Raw genomic sequence first — 15,297 nt, 5'->3', positions numbered from 1 at the left:
TGAACAGGTGTCCTTCTCTGTCTGGAAAATTTTGGCTTCGCAACTACTATTTTCCCAGCTCAAGGGGCACTTGTTCGGTTTAACACACCCCTGTCAAAAAGTTCTTACTCGCGGATCCGGGTCAGAGGAGCCACACTTCATGAACAAGCGATTCAGCACAGCCATGGCGGTAATGTCCCTGGCCGCCCTGGCCCTTACGGGCTGCGGCGCGGCAGCCACATCCACCGGCGCAACGTCGGCATCAGCCGGTGCCGTTTCGGCCGCCGTCACCAGTTCCGCGCCAGCTGATCTCAAAACCGCTAAAACGCCGCTGGGGGACATCGTGGTCAACGGCAAGGGAATGTCCGTCTACGTTTTTGACAAGGACATCAAAGATTCCGGCAAAAGTGCCTGCAACACGGCTTGCCTGGCGATCTGGTCTCCGGTGACCGCGGACTCAGGTACCCCCGCGGGGGAGGGCGTGAGCGCCAAAGTTGGAGTCATCACCACCGACGCCGGGACCAAGCAGGTCACGCTCGATGGAATGCCCCTGTACGTGTTCTCCAAGGACGCAGTCCCCGGCGACGTCAAGGGCCAGGGTGTCCTCAAAATCTGGTGGGCCATACGCCCGGCAGGGGAAAAGATCAGCACGCCCGCGGGGTAGCAACCGCAGGGGATGGGCGCCGGCAAGCACGGGTCCGGAATTCAGTATCAAGGCCCCGAGGGGCGACCAATGGAGTGGAGAACTTAAGTGAGTACGCATCTCGACGGTGATGATGGTATTAGGCAATGGAACGGTGTGACTCACATCTTGACGGTGACCCGGCGTGCAGGGATCGCGGTCATCGCCGGCGCCGCGCTGGTGCTTTTGTCGGCTTGCGGCGGGGGCGTGCAGGGCGCCGCGTCCAGCAGCCCGGCCGCAGGGACATCGACGGCGCAGATAATGCAGGCCCCGGCGCTGCCCGGGGCGCAGTCGATCTCGTCCCGTGACCGGGTCTACACCGCGGACCAGACGTCGAACACGGTCACCGTGATCAATCCGGCCACCAACGAGGTGCTGGGAACGATCCCCTTGGGGGCACAACGGCTCGGTGACACCCTTGGTCCGCAATACCTGAGGGATGTCGACGTACACGGTCTCGGATTTTCCCGGGACGGTCAATACCTGGACGCAGTCAGCGTCACGACTAACACCGTCACAGTGATCCGCACGGCCGACAACAGCATCGTTTCGCAGACCAACGTCGGACGTTCTTCCCATGAGGGATTCTTCAGCCCGGACGGCCAAACCGTCTGGGTCGCGGACCGCGCACTGTCCCAGCTCGACATTGTAGATGCGTTGCACGGCGGGGTCATCGGGCATGTCAACACCGACGCCGGCCCGTCCAAGGTGTTGTTCAGCCCCGACGGCCGAAAGGCCTATGTCAACCATCTCCGGTCCGCGACTATCGACGTCATTGATGTCACGGCCAGGAAGGTCGTCGACCGGATCACCGGGCTCGCCGACTCCTTTTCCTCCGACATGGCACTCTCCCCGGACGGGCACGAGCTGTGGGCGGCGCACAAAAAGGCGGGCAAGGTCAGTGTCATCGACGTTCCCGGTCGCCGGGTGACCGCCGTCGTCGACAGCGGAGCGGGCACCAACCATCCTGCCTTCGTCAGCACGCCGCAAGCCGGCTACGTTTACCTCACCGTAGGAGGTACTGACGAAACCAAGGTATATCAGCGGAACGGCCACGAGCCCCCCGGACTCATCGGCACGATCCAGTCGTCCGGGGTGGAACCGCACGGAATCTGGCCCAGCCCGGACAACACCCGCGTTTACATCGTCAATGAGCATTCCGATAGCGTCGACGTGATCGACACGGCTGACCGGTCCCTGATCAAGACGCTGCGCGTCGGGCAGGAGGGGCAGGCCCTGGTTTACGTCGCGAACGCGGTACCAACCGGTACCGGGTCCGAGCATCTAACCCGGCAGGGCCTCGACCAACCCGTGGAGAACGCCGAGATCAAGGTAGACGGGCCCGGCGAGGCCCATCTCACCGTGCGCGCGGTAGACGGACTGGACATGATCGAAATCGAGGGTCAAGGGTTGACGCCCAACACCCGCTACACGGCATCCGTCGACGATGCCGGCGAGCCGGTTCCGCTGCTCTCCTTCACGACTGATCCGGCCGGGACCAAGCCGCAGGCGCTGGCCTACGTCCAGTTCCTCGGCGTCCATGACATCCACGCGGTCACCGTGACACCCAGCATCGGCTGAACCGGACCGTCGAAGAAGCAGCGATATGCATGGCGGGTCACATCCGCCATGGCGGCGCCGCCAGGTTCCTCTCCACGGCCTGAGCCTGCACCGCTTGATCAGCGAGGGCCGCTCGACCGGCGTGGCCCGCAGGGGTCCGCCGGGATGTCAGAGCGCAAGCGGCAGTGCCGGGTGAGTGACCGGCTCGACGACGATTGCGAACCGGTCCTCCCCGATGCGCGTGAGCACCAGCGTGGCCTTGCGCGGGCCCTTGCCGGAACCCGTGAGCAGCTGTTTGCGCAGTTCCTCCGGGGTGACGGCCATGCCGCGCTTCTTAATGTCCAGCACGCCGATCCGGTTGGCCCGCACCCACGCCTTGAGAGCCTTTACATTATACGGCTTCACTTCCAGCACGCGGTAGGCCCTGGCAAACGGCGTGTCCCGCAGCTCCGCTGCGCAGATATAGGCAATATGGGGATCGAGCAGATGCCCGTCGATGGTCCTGGCCAGATCCGCAACCAGTCCGGCACGAATGACCGCTCCATCGGGCTCATAGAGGTAGCCTTCCGCCGGACCCGTTTCAACGTCCTGCGCTGAAGGATCGTAGGGTACCGCGCTGGTCAGCTCCGCGGACCCCCGCGCCCCGATCACCAGCGCCGCGCGGTTCACCTCCGGCCGGGCGAGGGCGTTGAACCACAGGGCCGCCTCCACAACGTCGCCGTCGACAGAGACCCATTGCGCTTCGCAGCCCGCCGGGAGGGATTCGTGCGGTATACCGGGGCCCAGTTTGACGCCCACGGCCAGGCCCCGCGCAGCCAGGGCTTCGACGAAGGACAGTGGCGGCGAAAAAGCCTCCGGATCAAACAACCTGGTGGTCCCCGACGTCGTGGTCGTCCGCCGGGCCGGGTCAAGCCAGACGCCGTCAACTCCGGTCAGATCCACCGTGGTGGCGTCCGCCTGGATCACCGTGGCGGACGGGAAGGGCATCAGGTTCAAGGTGGCGCAGGCCGCGGTGGTCTCGTCCAGCTCCACGGCGGTCACCGCAATGTCCAGGCTCGAGAGCGCCAGCGAATCGGCCCCGATCCCGCAGCCCAGATCAGCCACGTGCGCCACCTTGGCGGAGATGAAGCGTTCCGCGTGCCGCGCCGCCACGTTGAGCCGCGTGGCCTGCTCCAGCCCGGCCCGCGTGAAAATCATCTGGCGGGCGAACTCGCCGAACTTGGCCTCGGCCTTGGTCCGCAGCCGGGACTGTGTCAGTACGGCGGAGACAAGTTCGGCGGAGTGCCCTGCAGTGCGCAGCCGGGAGTTGAGCGCGAGGGCATCCTTTTCGGCGTACGGGCCCAGCGAGTTCAGCAGCTCCCAGCCTTCGGAGGTGAAAAGGGGTGAAATCTGTTCCTGGGGCATGTAAGAAGCCTATCCGGTGCAATGAGCGCAGGGCGGGCTCCGCCGGATGCGGTGGCGCCTATCCTGCGCACCACCGGGTTTCGCCGCTGTGCGAGCGCCGCGGACCGGGCAGCCACGACGCCCACACCGTTTTCCGCTGACGGCGGACACGAAGCGAAAACTGGCACTCACCTTGACCGAGTGCCAGCCAAACCATAGAGTCGGGGTTAGCACTCTCACCCGTAGGGTGCTAATTGAAGATGAGTGCGGCAAACGGTCTTGCCACCGGCACCGCGACGACGGCTGGCAGTACCAACGTTGACGCATTCATTGCAATCATCCGCAGATTTTACTCATGTGAAGGGGAGGTCCGAGTGTCGGTCTCTATTAAGCCTCTTGAGGATCGTATTGTTGTCCGTCAGCTGGAAGCCGAGCAGACTACTGCTTCCGGCCTGGTGATCCCGGACACCGCCAAGGAAAAGCCTCAGGAAGGTGAAGTTGTCGCAGTCGGCCCCGGCCGCATTGATGACAACGGCAACCGCGTCCCGATTGATGTAGCCGTCGGCGACGTCGTCATCTACTCCAAGTACGGTGGAACCGAAGTCAAGACGGGCGGCGAGGAACTGTTGGTGCTGTCCGCCCGCGACGTTCTCGCCATCGTAGTTAAGTAGCACCTAGCTAACTAACAGCTAAGTAGCTTCCTGAAGCACATATCGCTTTGACGGATCCCCGCACCGCCGCTCCCTTCCGGGATCCAGGGTGCGGGGTTTCGCCTTGAAAGGACACAGAATTATGGCAAAGCAGCTGGAATTCAACGACGCTGCCCGCCGTTCCCTGGAAGCCGGCATCGATAAGCTGGCGAACACCGTCAAGGTGACCCTGGGGCCGCGCGGCCGCAACGTTGTGCTGGATAAGAAGTGGGGTGCCCCCACCATCACGAACGACGGCGTTACGATCGCCCGTGAGGTGGAGCTCGAGGACCCGTACGAGAACCTTGGTGCGCAGCTGGCAAAGGAAGTTGCGACCAAGACCAACGACGTGGCCGGCGATGGAACGACGACGGCGACGGTCTTGGCGCAGGCTCTGGTCAAGGAAGGCCTGCGCAACGTTGCCGCGGGCGCCGCTCCCGGAGACCTGAAGCGCGGCATCGAGGTATCGGTGGACGCGATCGCCAAGCGTCTGTTGGAGAATGCCCGCGAGGTCCAGGGACGTCAGGTGGCGGAAGTTGCCGCCATCTCGGCCCAGAGCCCGGAAATCGGCGAACTGCTCGCCGAGGCATTCGACAAGGTCGGCAAGGATGGTGTGATCACCATTGAGGAATCCTCCACCACGGCAACCGAGCTGGTGCTCACCGAAGGTATGCAGTTCGACAAGGGCTACCTCTCGCCGTACTTCGTCACCGACGCCGAGCGCCAGGAAGCGGTGCTGGAAGATGCGCTGATCCTGATCAACCAGGGCAAGATCTCCTCCATCCAGGATTTCCTGCCCCTGCTGGAGAAGGCTCTGCAGGCCGCCAAGCCGCTGTTCATCATTGCCGAGGATGTCGACGGCGAGGCTCTGTCCACGCTGATCGTCAACAAAATCCGCGGCACGCTGAACGTGGTTGCCGTCAAGGCACCGGGCTTCGGCGACCGCCGCAAGGCGATGCTGCAGGACATCGCGACCCTGACCGGTGCGCAGGTGGTCTCCCCGGAGATCGGCCTGAGCCTGGACCAGGTCGGCCTCGAGGTGCTCGGCACCGCACGCCGGATCACCGTCACCAAGGACACCACCACCATTGTCGACGGCGCCGGCTCGTCCGAGGACGTCGCGGACCGCGTCAAGCAGATCCGCGCCGAACTCGAGCGCACCGATTCCGATTGGGACAAAGAGAAGCTGCAGGAGCGTCTGGCCAAGCTGGCCGGAGGCATCGGCGTGATCAAGGTCGGCGCAGCCACCGAGGTCGAGCTCAAGGAGAAGAAGCACCGCATCGAGGATGCCGTTTCCTCCACCCGCGCCGCGCTCGAAGAGGGCATCGTGGCTGGTGGCGGTTCCGCACTGGTCCAGGCCGCCAAGGCCCTGGACGATGATCCTTACGTCTCCAAGCTCGACGGCGACGCCGCGACCGCCGTCGGACTTGTCCGCCGCGCCATTGCCCAGCCGCTGCGCTGGATTGCCCAGAACGCCGGGCATGACGGCTATGTAGTGGTCAACAAGGTTGGCGAACTCCCCGATGGCCACGGCTTTAACGCCGCCACCGGCGAGTACGGCGACCTGATTGCCGCCGGCATCATCGACCCGGTGAAGGTCACGCGTTCCGCGCTGCGTAACGCTGCTTCCATTGCCGCACTGGTTCTCACCACCGAGGCCCTGGTGACGGAAAAGCCGGCCGACGACGACGAAGAATCAGGTCATCAGCACTAGCGTTCCCGCTGGTACCACTGCCCCGCAGCGGCTGCACGTAAACCCCGGTTTGCGCGCAGCCGCTGCGGGGCAGTTCTGTCGCTGCCGCAAAAGTGGCAAGAAACACTAACGTGGCAGCGGAAGGTCACGTTCAGGTAACGTGGAAGGTTGAGTTCCCGCTGCCGCGGAATGGACTTTTGCTGAACGTTAGGTGATTAACGAGTGACAACCGGGACCATTGCCAGGCCCACGGGCTCCGGGAGGTCGTCCGCGGCAGGGTCCGCGAACGGTGGACCCCACAACCGGAAGTTCCTGCCGGAGGTTCAGGGGCTGCGTTCACTGGCCGTGCTGATGGTGGTCATCTACCATGTCTGGCTGGGCCGGGTGTCCGGCGGGGTGGACATATTCCTGCTGGTATCCGCCTTCCTGATCACCCGCCAGTTCGTCGGCAGGGTGGAGCGGGGGACGCCGCTGGACCTGCTCAAGCACTGGCTGCACCTGTTCAAGCGGCTGCTGCCCGCCGTCGTCGTTGTCCTTCTTTCGGTGCTGGCGGCGACCTACCTGTGGCTGCCGCAGACGCGCTGGAAAGACATTTTCGCTCAAACGTGGGCGTCCGCGTTCTACTTTGAAAACTGGGCACTGACGTCCAACTCGGTGGATTACTACGCGGCGGATCACAGCCTGGCGAGTCCGCTGCAGCATTTCTGGTCGCTGTCCATCCAAGGACAGGTGTTTATTTTGTGGCCCCTGATCTTTGCGGCCGCGGCGCTGCTGGCCAGGACGTTCCGGCTGCGCTACCGGGTGCTGCTGACCTACATTTTCGGCCTGATCTTCATCCTTTCGCTGCTCTTTTCCATCCGCGAGACCGGCAGCAACCAGGCGTTCGCGTATTTTGATACCCGGGCCCGGCTCTGGGAATTTGCCCTCGGCTCGCTGCTTGCGCTGTTGCTGCCCTACCTGAACCTTCCACACCGCGTTCGGGTCCTGCTGGGCTGGCTTGGCGTCGTGGCCATGATCAGCTGTGGCATCGTTCTCGACATCGAGCAACAGTTTCCCGGTTTCATTGCCCTCTGGCCCACGCTCGCAGCCGCACTGATCATCATCGCCGGCCGGACGGACAGCAGGTTCGGCATGGACCGTTTCCTCAGTTCCGGACCGTTGGTCTTCATGGGCGGCAATTCCTACGCCCTGTACCTGTGGCATTGGCCGCTGCTGATCATCTACCTGATGGTCTTCGACAAGGAAAAGGCGGGCTGGCTCTCGGGCACGGTGGTGATCGTGACGGCCCTGGTGCTGTCCATCCTGACCACCCGGTTCGTGGAGAAGCCGGTCCGGGATTGGAAATGGGCCGAGTCCAGCAAACTGCGCGCCGCGGCCGTCATGGCGGTCTCGCTGGCGCTGAGCGCCGTTCCGCTGGGTGGCCTGCAGCTGCACATTCAGGCCGTCAGCCCGAAGGCCGGGGCCGGGTCCACACCCGAAAACCCGGGAGCGGCGGCCCTGTTTGCCGGCTATACGCCGGCCGCCGGCTCGCGGACCGCTCCGCTGGTTCCCGCCCTGACGGATATTGCCGATGAATGGCCGCAATGGGACGGCGGCTGCACGGTGCTGGATGAATCCGACGTGTCCCGGACCCGGTGCGACAACGGAAACGATGCCAACCCGGCCAGGACGGTCGTGGTGGTGGGCAGTTCCCACGCCCTGATGTGGAGCACGCCGCTGCTGGATATTGCCAGGAAATACAACTGGCGGGTGATTGCCTTCACGGCGGGGTTCTGTCCCCTGACGGACGGCGCGGACGGCACCGTCCCGGCGGGCTGCCCGCAGTTCATCAGGGATTCGATGAAGGCCGCGCTCGAGCTCAATCCCGATGCGGTGCTGACCACCAGCACCCGTGCGGCGTACAACTTCACGACCAGCGAATACCTGGACCCGTCGTGGGCCGGCGTTGTCCGAGAGTTCGCCGCCGCCCGGATTCCCGTCCTCGCCATCAGGGATACGCCCCGCTTCGACCAGACACCGCTGGCGTCAGGCCCGGACTGCGTGGCCAAGAATCCCAAGGATTACTCGGTCTGCGCCACTGCCCAGGACCAGAACTTCGCGGACATATCGCCGACGGATGCGTTGAGGGAGAGCCTCCCCGGAGTGAATTTCCTGGATTTCACACCGTATTTCTGCGTCGATGAGAGCTGTCCGGCCGTGATTGGAAACGTCGTGGTCTACAAGGACGGCAGCCATGTGACACGAACGTATATGAAAACGCTGACTCCCGTTGTGGAGCAGGCTGTCTTCGCCGCAACCGGTTGGGAGGAGGGAAAATAATGGTTTCCGGACAGAATAATCCCGCGCCCGCTGCCGAAGGACTGCCGACGGCCGTTTCAGATGCGCGGGCCAAGCCAAGTCCTCGGGCCGGAGGCAGGCCCGCGGCGGCGAAGAAGGGGTTCCGCCCGGAGGTCCAGGGTCTGCGCGCCCTGGCCGTGCTGATGGTGGTTGCCTATCACGTCTGGCTGGGGCGGGTCTCCGGCGGCGTGGACATCTTTCTCCTGATTTCCGCATTCCTGATGACCCTGCAGTTCGCCCGAAAGGTGGAGCGGGGGGAGCCGCTTCGGCTGGTCCGGCACTGGCTTCACCTGTTTAAGCGGCTGCTGCCGGCCGCGGTCGTCGTACTCGTGGCGGTGCTGGCCGGAACTTGGGCGGTGCTGCCACCGCGGCGCTGGCCGGACGTCCTGCAGCAGGCCTGGGCATCATTGCTGTACTTCCAAAACTGGGTTCTCGCGGACACCTCGGTGGACTACTACGCGGTCGATCATTCCGGGGCCAGCCCGTTGCAGCACTTCTGGTCGCTCTCCATTCAGGGACAGGTTTTCATTCTCTGGCCGCTGATTTTTGCCGCCGCGGCACTGATTCAGCGGCTGCTCAAGCGCACCGGCCTGACGTCGAGGTATCCGGCGGCGGAAAAATGGCTTAGTTACCGAGCCCTGCTGGCCGCCGCGTTTGGACTGGTGTTCGCCTTCTCGCTGGCTTTTTCGGTGCGCGAGACCGCAGCCAACCAGGCCTACGCATACTTTGACACCCGGGCCAGGCTGTGGGAATTCGCGCTCGGCTCCCTGCTGGCACTGGCGCTGCCGTACCTGAGTTTCCCGCGCGGGCTGCGCGTCCTGATGGGCTGGCTCGGCGTCGCGGGGATGCTCAGCTGCGGACTGATTCTGGTGGTGGACCAGCAGTTTCCCGGCTATGTCGCGCTCTGGCCCACCCTCTCGGCAGCCCTGATCATTGTGGCCGGCCAGACCGGCAGCCCGCTGGGCGCTGACCGGATCCTTTCCGCCCGGCCGCTGGTGGGGATGGGGAATATTTCCTACGCGCTGTACCTGTGGCACTGGCCCGTGCTGGTCATTTTCCTGGTCGCGGCGGGGCAGCGCGGGGCCAACGTGTGGCAGGGGTTGGCGATTATCGGCTCATCCATCCTGCTGGCGTTCCTGACCACCAAATTCGTCGAGACTCCGCTGCGCTGCTGGAACTGGCCCGAGCACCATGTCTGGCGTGCCGCCGTCGTCCTCGTGGCCTGCGGCGCCCTGCTGGCCGGTCCGGTGGCCCTCTGGCAGAACCGCATTACCGCTTACGACGCCGCCGCCGCCGCGCAGCCTGCTTCCGACAATCCCGGCGCTGCCGCGCTGGAACCGGGCTACGCCGGAACGTCGTCGCCCAGTGCCAAGGTGATTCCGGCCCCGGCCGAGCTCAAGAACGAATTCGCCACCATCGAAGGTGACTGCACGGGACGGCTGGTCCCGGCGTCGCCGGTGCTGGCGCAGATCTGCCACGCCAATCAGCCGGTGGGAACGCCTGCCAAGACCATCGTGGTGCTGGGTGACTCGCACTCGCAGCAGTGGCTTCCGGACTGGGACACCATCGCTGCGCAGCGTAACTGGCAGATTGTGATGTTGATCAAATCCGGCTGCCGCTACGGTGCCGACGCGCCCTCCCGCGCGGATGACTGCAATGAATTTAATGACCTGGACCGGGGCTATGTCATGTCGCTCAAACCCGATGCGGTCTTCACCTTGGCGTCCCTGACGCTTGAGCAGGCGCCGTTTGAAACGGAGGTGCCGGGCTATCTGGACGGCATCAAGGGGTTTACCGACGCGGGGATTCAGGTGATCGGGATGCGGGATAACCCGCGCTTCACCATCAACATGGCCGACTGTGCGGCCACGAAGGGCGCCGCGGCGCCCGCCTGCAATCCACCGCTGTCCGAGAGCCTGGCCGCGACGGCGCCCATGGATGCCTACCACGATGTCCCGAACTTCTTCGCCCTGGATCTGAGCGACTACATCTGCGCCAACGGAGTCTGCCCGGCGGTGGTGGGGAATGTCTACGTCTACAAGGACGATAACCATCTGACCAAGACGTATACCCAATCCATGTCGGCCATCTTTGAACAGCGGCTGTTGGCGGAGACCGGCTGGCACTGACGGCGGAGGCCTGCTGGCGTGGCGTGGGGACGCCGGCTGGCGTTGGCGTGGGGACGCCGGCTGGCGTTGGCGTGGCGGGGCGGCGGCCGGTTGGCGAAGCAGGCGGTGCCCCTGTCACGCAGCCCGGCCCGGGCCCGGAATAGGGCGGCGCACGCTTTCGTTTTAGAATGTATAAAACGCACAGACCAGACCGTAATGACGCCTCTGGCCGTCGGTGCACACCCCACCCGGCACCACCGCTGAGGAGCACTCATGACCGAGCCCGAAATCCATAACCCGTTCGCCCTCATCGGGCTGACCTACGACGACGTGCTGCTGCTGCCCGGCCACACGGACGTGATTCCCTCCGAGGCGGATACCGGGTCGCGTGTCTCCCGGCGCATTACCGTCAACACACCGCTGCTCTCCGCCGCGATGGATACCGTCACCGAATCCCGGATGGCCATCGCAATGGCGCGGCAGGGCGGGCTTGGCGTGGTGCACCGCAACCTCTCCATCGATGATCAGGCGGAGCAGGTGGACCGCGTCAAACGCAGCGAGTCCGGCATGATCACCAACCCTGTGACCATCGGCCCCGATGCCACCTTGCAGGAACTCGACGACCTGTGCCGGCACTACAGCGTGTCGGGACTGCCCGTCGTCGACGCCGAGGGCAAGCTGCTGGGCATCGTCACCAACCGCGACACGGTCTTTGTCCCGGACAGCGAATACCGGCGGCGCCTGGTCCGCGAGGTCATGACGAAGATGCCGCTGGTCACCGGCACTGTCGGGATCAGCCGCGAGGATGCCTCCGGCCTGCTCGCCAAGAACAAGATCGAAAAGCTGCCGCTGGTCGACGACGACGGCCGGTTGCGCGGGCTGATCACGGTCAAGGACTTTACCAAGGCCGAGCAGTATCCGCTGGCCACCAAGGACGACGCCGGCCGGCTGCGCGTGGGTGCCGCGATCGGCTTCTTCGGGGACGGCTGGGAGCGTGCCATGAAACTGGTCGACGCCGGCGTGGATGCGCTTTTTGTGGACACGGCCAACGGCCACAGCCAGGGTGTGCTGGACATGATCGCACGGCTCAAGGCCGAGCCCGCCGCCGCGCATGTTGACATCATTGGCGGCCAGGCAGCCACCCGCGAGGGTGCGCAGGCGCTGATCGATGCCGGTGCCGATGGCATAAAGGTGGGCGTGGGGCCGGGGTCCATCTGCACCACCCGAGTGGTGGCCGGAGTAGGGGTTCCACAGATCACCGCCATCTACGAATCCGCCAAGGCCGCGATTCCTGCCGGCGTGCCGCTGATCGCCGACGGCGGCCTGCAGTATTCGGGCGACATCGGCAAGGCGCTGGTGGCCGGCGCTGATACGGTGATGCTGGGCTCCCTCTTGGCGGGGACCGAAGAGGCCCCCGGCGAGCTGATTTTTGTCAATGGGAAGCAGTTCAAGACCTACCGCGGGATGGGTTCGCTCGGTGCCATGCAGACCCGTGGCAAGAGCACCTCATACTCCAAGGACCGCTACTTCCAGGCGGATGTTTCCGGGGACGACAAACTCATTCCCGAAGGCATTGAAGGCCGGGTGGCGTACCGCGGGCCGCTCTCATCCGTGGCCTATCAACTGGTCGGCGGGCTGCGCCAGACAATGTTCTACACGGGCGCACGCACCGTCCCGGAGCTCAAAGCGAAGGGTAAGTTCGTCCGCATCACCGCCGCCGGGCTCAAGGAATCCCACCCGCACGACATCCAGATGACGGTGGAAGCGCCCAACTATGGCTCCAAGTAGCCCCCACCGGCCACGACGGTGCGTTGCTGCAGAGGCACCTACGCTAACCTTGAGCAGTGACTTATGACATTGAAATCGGCCGTGGCAAGCGTGGGCGCCGTGCCTACTCCCTGGATGACATCGCAATAATACCGTCCCGCCGGACCCGCGATCCGAAGGACGTTTCGGTCAAATGGCAGATTGATGCCTACCAGTTTGAAACCCCCGTCATCGGCGCCCCGATGGATTCGGTGATGTCCCCGGCCACCGCGATTGCGCTGGGTAACCTGGGCGGTTTGGGTGTCCTCGATCTGGAAGGACTCTGGACCAGGTACGAAAATCCGCAGCCCGTGTTGGACGAGATTGCCGCGCTGGATTCCTCCGTGACGGACCCAGCCGCAACCCGCCGCATGCAGGAGCTCTATGAAGCGCCTGTCCAGCCCGAACTGATCACCTCACGGCTGGCCGAGATCAGAGCAGCGGGCGTCACCGTCGCGGGCGCCCTGACCCCGCAGCGAACGCAGGAATTCTACAAAACCGTCGTCGCAGCAGGTGTGGATATCTTCGTTATCCGGGGCACCACGGTCTCTGCGGAGCATGTCTCCAAGACCGCGGAGCCGCTGAATCTCAAACAATTTATCTATGAGCTCGATGTGCCGGTCATCGTCGGCGGAGCTGCCGGCTACACTCCCGCGCTGCATCTGATGCGAACCGGTGCGGCAGGAGTCTTGGTGGGGTTTGGCGGCGGCGCGTCCACCACCACCCGCCGGGCGTTGGGCATCAGGGCTCCAATGGCCAGCGCCATCTCCGACGTCGCCAGTGCCCGGCGGGATTATATGGATGAGTCCGGCGGCCGGTACGTGCATGTCATTGCCGACGGCGGCATGGGCTCCAGCGGTGACATCGTCAAGGCCATCGCGATGGGCGCCGACGCCGTGATGCTCGGAGCCGCCTTGGCGCGTGCCGATGAGGCTCCGGGGCAGGGCTGGCACTGGGGTGCCGAGGCGCACCACCCGGAACTGCCACGCGGGGACCGGGTTCGTCTGGATACCGTCGGACCCTTGGGTGAGGTGCTTTTCGGGCCGGCGCACCAGGCCAACGGAACTTCGAACCTGATCGGCGCGCTCCGCCGTTCCATGGCCACCACGGGCTATTCGGATCTGAAGGAATTCCAGCGCGTGGAAGTGGTGGTTTCCTAGCAGGAGTTCTTGTCAACTGCTGTGAGACCACGGACACAGACAACGGCAATGATGAATCATTTAGGTGTGTGCAGCGCCCGTCGGCTCGGACCCTGCCTTTCTGTACGGCAACGAAGTAAGGTGAAGTCACCACAGTGTTGTCCAGCCAGGAGGTCCGCATGTCCGCCGCAGAACATCCCACAGGTAATCTTGGTCCGCAGGCCCGTGAGGCCGCTCTGGTGGCGCTGAAAGCGAGCAGTGGTCCCGGCCAGGAGCTGGATATCCTGGTGGTGGGCGGCGGCGTGGTGGGCGTTGGCGCCGCGTTGGACGCCGTCACCCGGGGTTTGAACGTAGGCATAGTGGAGGCCAACGACTGGGCTGCGGGAACGTCGTCGCGCTCCTCCAAACTCATCCACGGCGGCCTGCGGTATCTGCCGATGCTCGAATTTGCGTTGGTCACCGAGGCACTGCAGGAGCGCGGTCTGCTGCTCCAGCGCATTGCCCCGCACCTGACCCGTCCGGTCCCGTTTCTGTATCCGCTGACCAAACGGTTTGTTGAGCGGCCCTTCGTCGGCGCCGGCATCTTGCTCTACGACACGCTGGGGCTGACCTCCGGCAACAGCCGCGGCGTGCCCAGGCATAAGCACTTGAGCAAAAAAGCGACCCTGCGGGCTGCCCCAAGCCTCAAGGACGACGCCATGATCGGCTCCATCCGCTACTACGACGGGCAGGTCGACGATGCCCGGTATGTAGCGAACATGGTGCGCACCGCCGCCAGCTACGGAGCGTACGCGGTGAACCAGGTCAGCGTCGTCGATTTCCTGCGCGAGGGTGAGCGCGTGGTGGGGGCGAAGGTCCGAAACAACCAGGACGGCACTGAGTTCGACATCCGAGCCAAACAGATCGTGAACGCGACGGGCGTGTGGACGGATGACACGCAAGGCATGGTCACTGACCGCGGGCAGTTGAAGGTGCGCGCGTCCAAGGGCATCCACCTGGTGGTGCCGCGGGACCGGTTCCAGTCCACGGTCGGGCTGATTCTGCAGACCGAAAAGTCCGTCCTCTTTGTGATCCCCTGGGGGCGGCACTGGATCATTGGGACAACGGACACCGACTGGGAGCTGGACAAGGCCCATCCTGCTGCATCCGCGCAGGACATCGATTATCTGCTGGACCACGTTAATAAGGTGCTCAAGCGCCCTCTTACCCGGGAGGACGTGGAGGGCGTCTATGCCGGGCTGCGCCCGCTGCTGGCAGGGGAGAGCGATTCCACCGCCAAGCTGTCGCGGGAGCACGTCGTCTCGCATCCGGTTCCCGGCATGGTGGTGGTGGCGGGGGGTAAGTGGACCACGTACCGGGTGATGGCCAAGGACGCCGTGGATGAGGCCACCCGCACGCTGGACGAAAAGGTCCCGGCCAGCGTCACGGCCACCATTCCGCTGCTCGGTGCGGAGGGTTTCAAGGCGGCTTGGAACCGCAGGAACCGCACCGCGGAAGAGACCGGTGTGCACGTGGCGCGGGTGGAGCACCTGCTGAACCGTTACGGCTCGATGGCGGCGGATGTGCTGCAACTGATCGCCGACGACGCCGGGCTGGGCCGGGCGCTTCCGGGCGCCGACGATTATCTGGAGGCCGAGGTGGTGTATGCCACCACCCACGAGGGCGCGCTGCACGTGACGGACGTGCTCACCCGCCGGACCCGGATTTCGATTGAATCCTGGGACCGCGGCGTCGCGGCGGCACCGGTAGTGGCTAAACTTATGAGTGGAATTCTGGGCTGGAGCGGGGAGCGGCAGGAGACCGAAATCGAAAACTATGTGGCACGGGTGGAAGCGGAGCGTCTGAGCCAAGAGCAGCCGGACGATAAGTCCGCGGACGCGGCCCGGCTGAGCGTGGAAGGCGGCACGTCGCGTACCTGACG

Annotated in this window: 10 protein-coding genes; 9 read left to right on the top strand and 1 reads right to left on the bottom strand. The window is 64.6% G+C overall.

Features of this window, described 5'->3' with window-relative positions; genetic code table 11:
• The first annotated feature begins 139 nt into the window (after positions 1-139).
• On the top strand, positions 140-643 hold the full coding sequence (locus tag QMG52_RS18840) for a COG4315 family predicted lipoprotein (RefSeq protein ID WP_283561958.1): 504 nt from the start codon (positions 140-142) through the stop codon (positions 641-643).
• Positions 644-778: 135 nt separating this feature from the next.
• The gene (locus QMG52_RS18835; protein WP_283561957.1) at positions 779-2,242 is read left to right on the top strand and encodes a YncE family protein; all 1,464 of its coding nucleotides are present in this window, start codon (positions 779-781) and stop codon (positions 2,240-2,242) included.
• A 147-nt stretch (positions 2,243-2,389) separates the two neighbouring features.
• Here the strand turns inward: QMG52_RS18835 and QMG52_RS18830 are convergent, their stop codons facing one another.
• Positions 2,390-3,625, bottom strand: coding sequence for a class I SAM-dependent methyltransferase (locus tag QMG52_RS18830; RefSeq protein ID WP_283561956.1), 1,236 nt, complete (start codon positions 3,623-3,625; stop codon positions 2,390-2,392).
• A 353-nt stretch (positions 3,626-3,978) separates the two neighbouring features.
• On the opposite strand from QMG52_RS18830, the gene groES reads away from it, so the two are divergent.
• The 7 genes from groES (at position 3,979) to QMG52_RS18795 (ending at position 15,295) form a co-directional block, all read left to right on the top strand.
• On the top strand, positions 3,979-4,275 hold the full coding sequence (gene groES, locus QMG52_RS18825) for a co-chaperone GroES (RefSeq protein ID WP_283561955.1): 297 nt from the start codon (positions 3,979-3,981) through the stop codon (positions 4,273-4,275).
• Positions 4,276-4,396: 121 nt separating this feature from the next.
• The gene (gene groL / locus QMG52_RS18820) at positions 4,397-6,007 is read left to right on the top strand and encodes a chaperonin GroEL (RefSeq protein ID WP_283561954.1); all 1,611 of its coding nucleotides are present in this window, start codon (positions 4,397-4,399) and stop codon (positions 6,005-6,007) included.
• Positions 6,008-6,208: 201 nt separating this feature from the next.
• Positions 6,209-8,305 (top strand): acyltransferase family protein, encoded by a 2,097-nt coding sequence (locus tag QMG52_RS18815; RefSeq protein WP_283561953.1) that lies wholly within the window; start codon positions 6,209-6,211, stop codon positions 8,303-8,305.
• Complete coding sequence (locus tag QMG52_RS18810) at positions 8,305-10,452, top strand: acyltransferase family protein (RefSeq protein WP_283561952.1); 2,148 nt, start codon at positions 8,305-8,307, stop codon at positions 10,450-10,452. Before QMG52_RS18815 ends, QMG52_RS18810 begins: the two co-directional genes overlap by 1 nt.
• 252 nt (positions 10,453-10,704) lie before the next feature.
• A complete protein-coding gene (gene guaB / locus QMG52_RS18805; protein WP_283561951.1) occupies positions 10,705-12,219 on the top strand; it encodes an IMP dehydrogenase in 1,515 nt (504 codons plus the stop codon).
• 56 nt (positions 12,220-12,275) lie between these two features.
• The gene (locus QMG52_RS18800) at positions 12,276-13,397 is read left to right on the top strand and encodes a GuaB3 family IMP dehydrogenase-related protein (RefSeq protein ID WP_283561950.1); all 1,122 of its coding nucleotides are present in this window, start codon (positions 12,276-12,278) and stop codon (positions 13,395-13,397) included.
• A 158-nt stretch (positions 13,398-13,555) separates the two neighbouring features.
• Positions 13,556-15,295 (top strand): glycerol-3-phosphate dehydrogenase/oxidase, encoded by a 1,740-nt coding sequence (locus tag QMG52_RS18795; RefSeq protein WP_283561949.1) that lies wholly within the window; start codon positions 13,556-13,558, stop codon positions 15,293-15,295.
• Positions 15,296-15,297 lie beyond the last annotated feature (2 nt).

Source organism: Paenarthrobacter sp. PH39-S1 (genome assembly GCF_030063245.1).
Lineage (GTDB): Bacteria > Actinomycetota > Actinomycetes > Actinomycetales > Micrococcaceae > Arthrobacter_M.
This window is presented reverse-complemented; position numbering and strand designations above follow the sequence as displayed.

What these genes read in the sequence shown, in the direction of transcription:
- QMG52_RS18830 (WP_283561956.1), bottom strand. Translation starts at nt 3,625, where the DNA reads ATGCCCCAGGAACAGATTTCACCCCTTTTCACCTCCGAAGGCTGGGAG.
- QMG52_RS18795 (WP_283561949.1), top strand. Translation starts at nt 13,556, where the DNA reads ATGTCCGCCGCAGAACATCCCACAGGTAATCTTGGTCCGCAGGCCCGT.
- guaB (WP_283561951.1), top strand. Translation starts at nt 10,705, where the DNA reads ATGACCGAGCCCGAAATCCATAACCCGTTCGCCCTCATCGGGCTGACC.
- QMG52_RS18840 (WP_283561958.1), top strand. Translation starts at nt 140, where the DNA reads ATGAACAAGCGATTCAGCACAGCCATGGCGGTAATGTCCCTGGCCGCC.
- groL (WP_283561954.1), top strand. Translation starts at nt 4,397, where the DNA reads ATGGCAAAGCAGCTGGAATTCAACGACGCTGCCCGCCGTTCCCTGGAA.
- QMG52_RS18810 (WP_283561952.1), top strand. Translation starts at nt 8,305, where the DNA reads ATGGTTTCCGGACAGAATAATCCCGCGCCCGCTGCCGAAGGACTGCCG.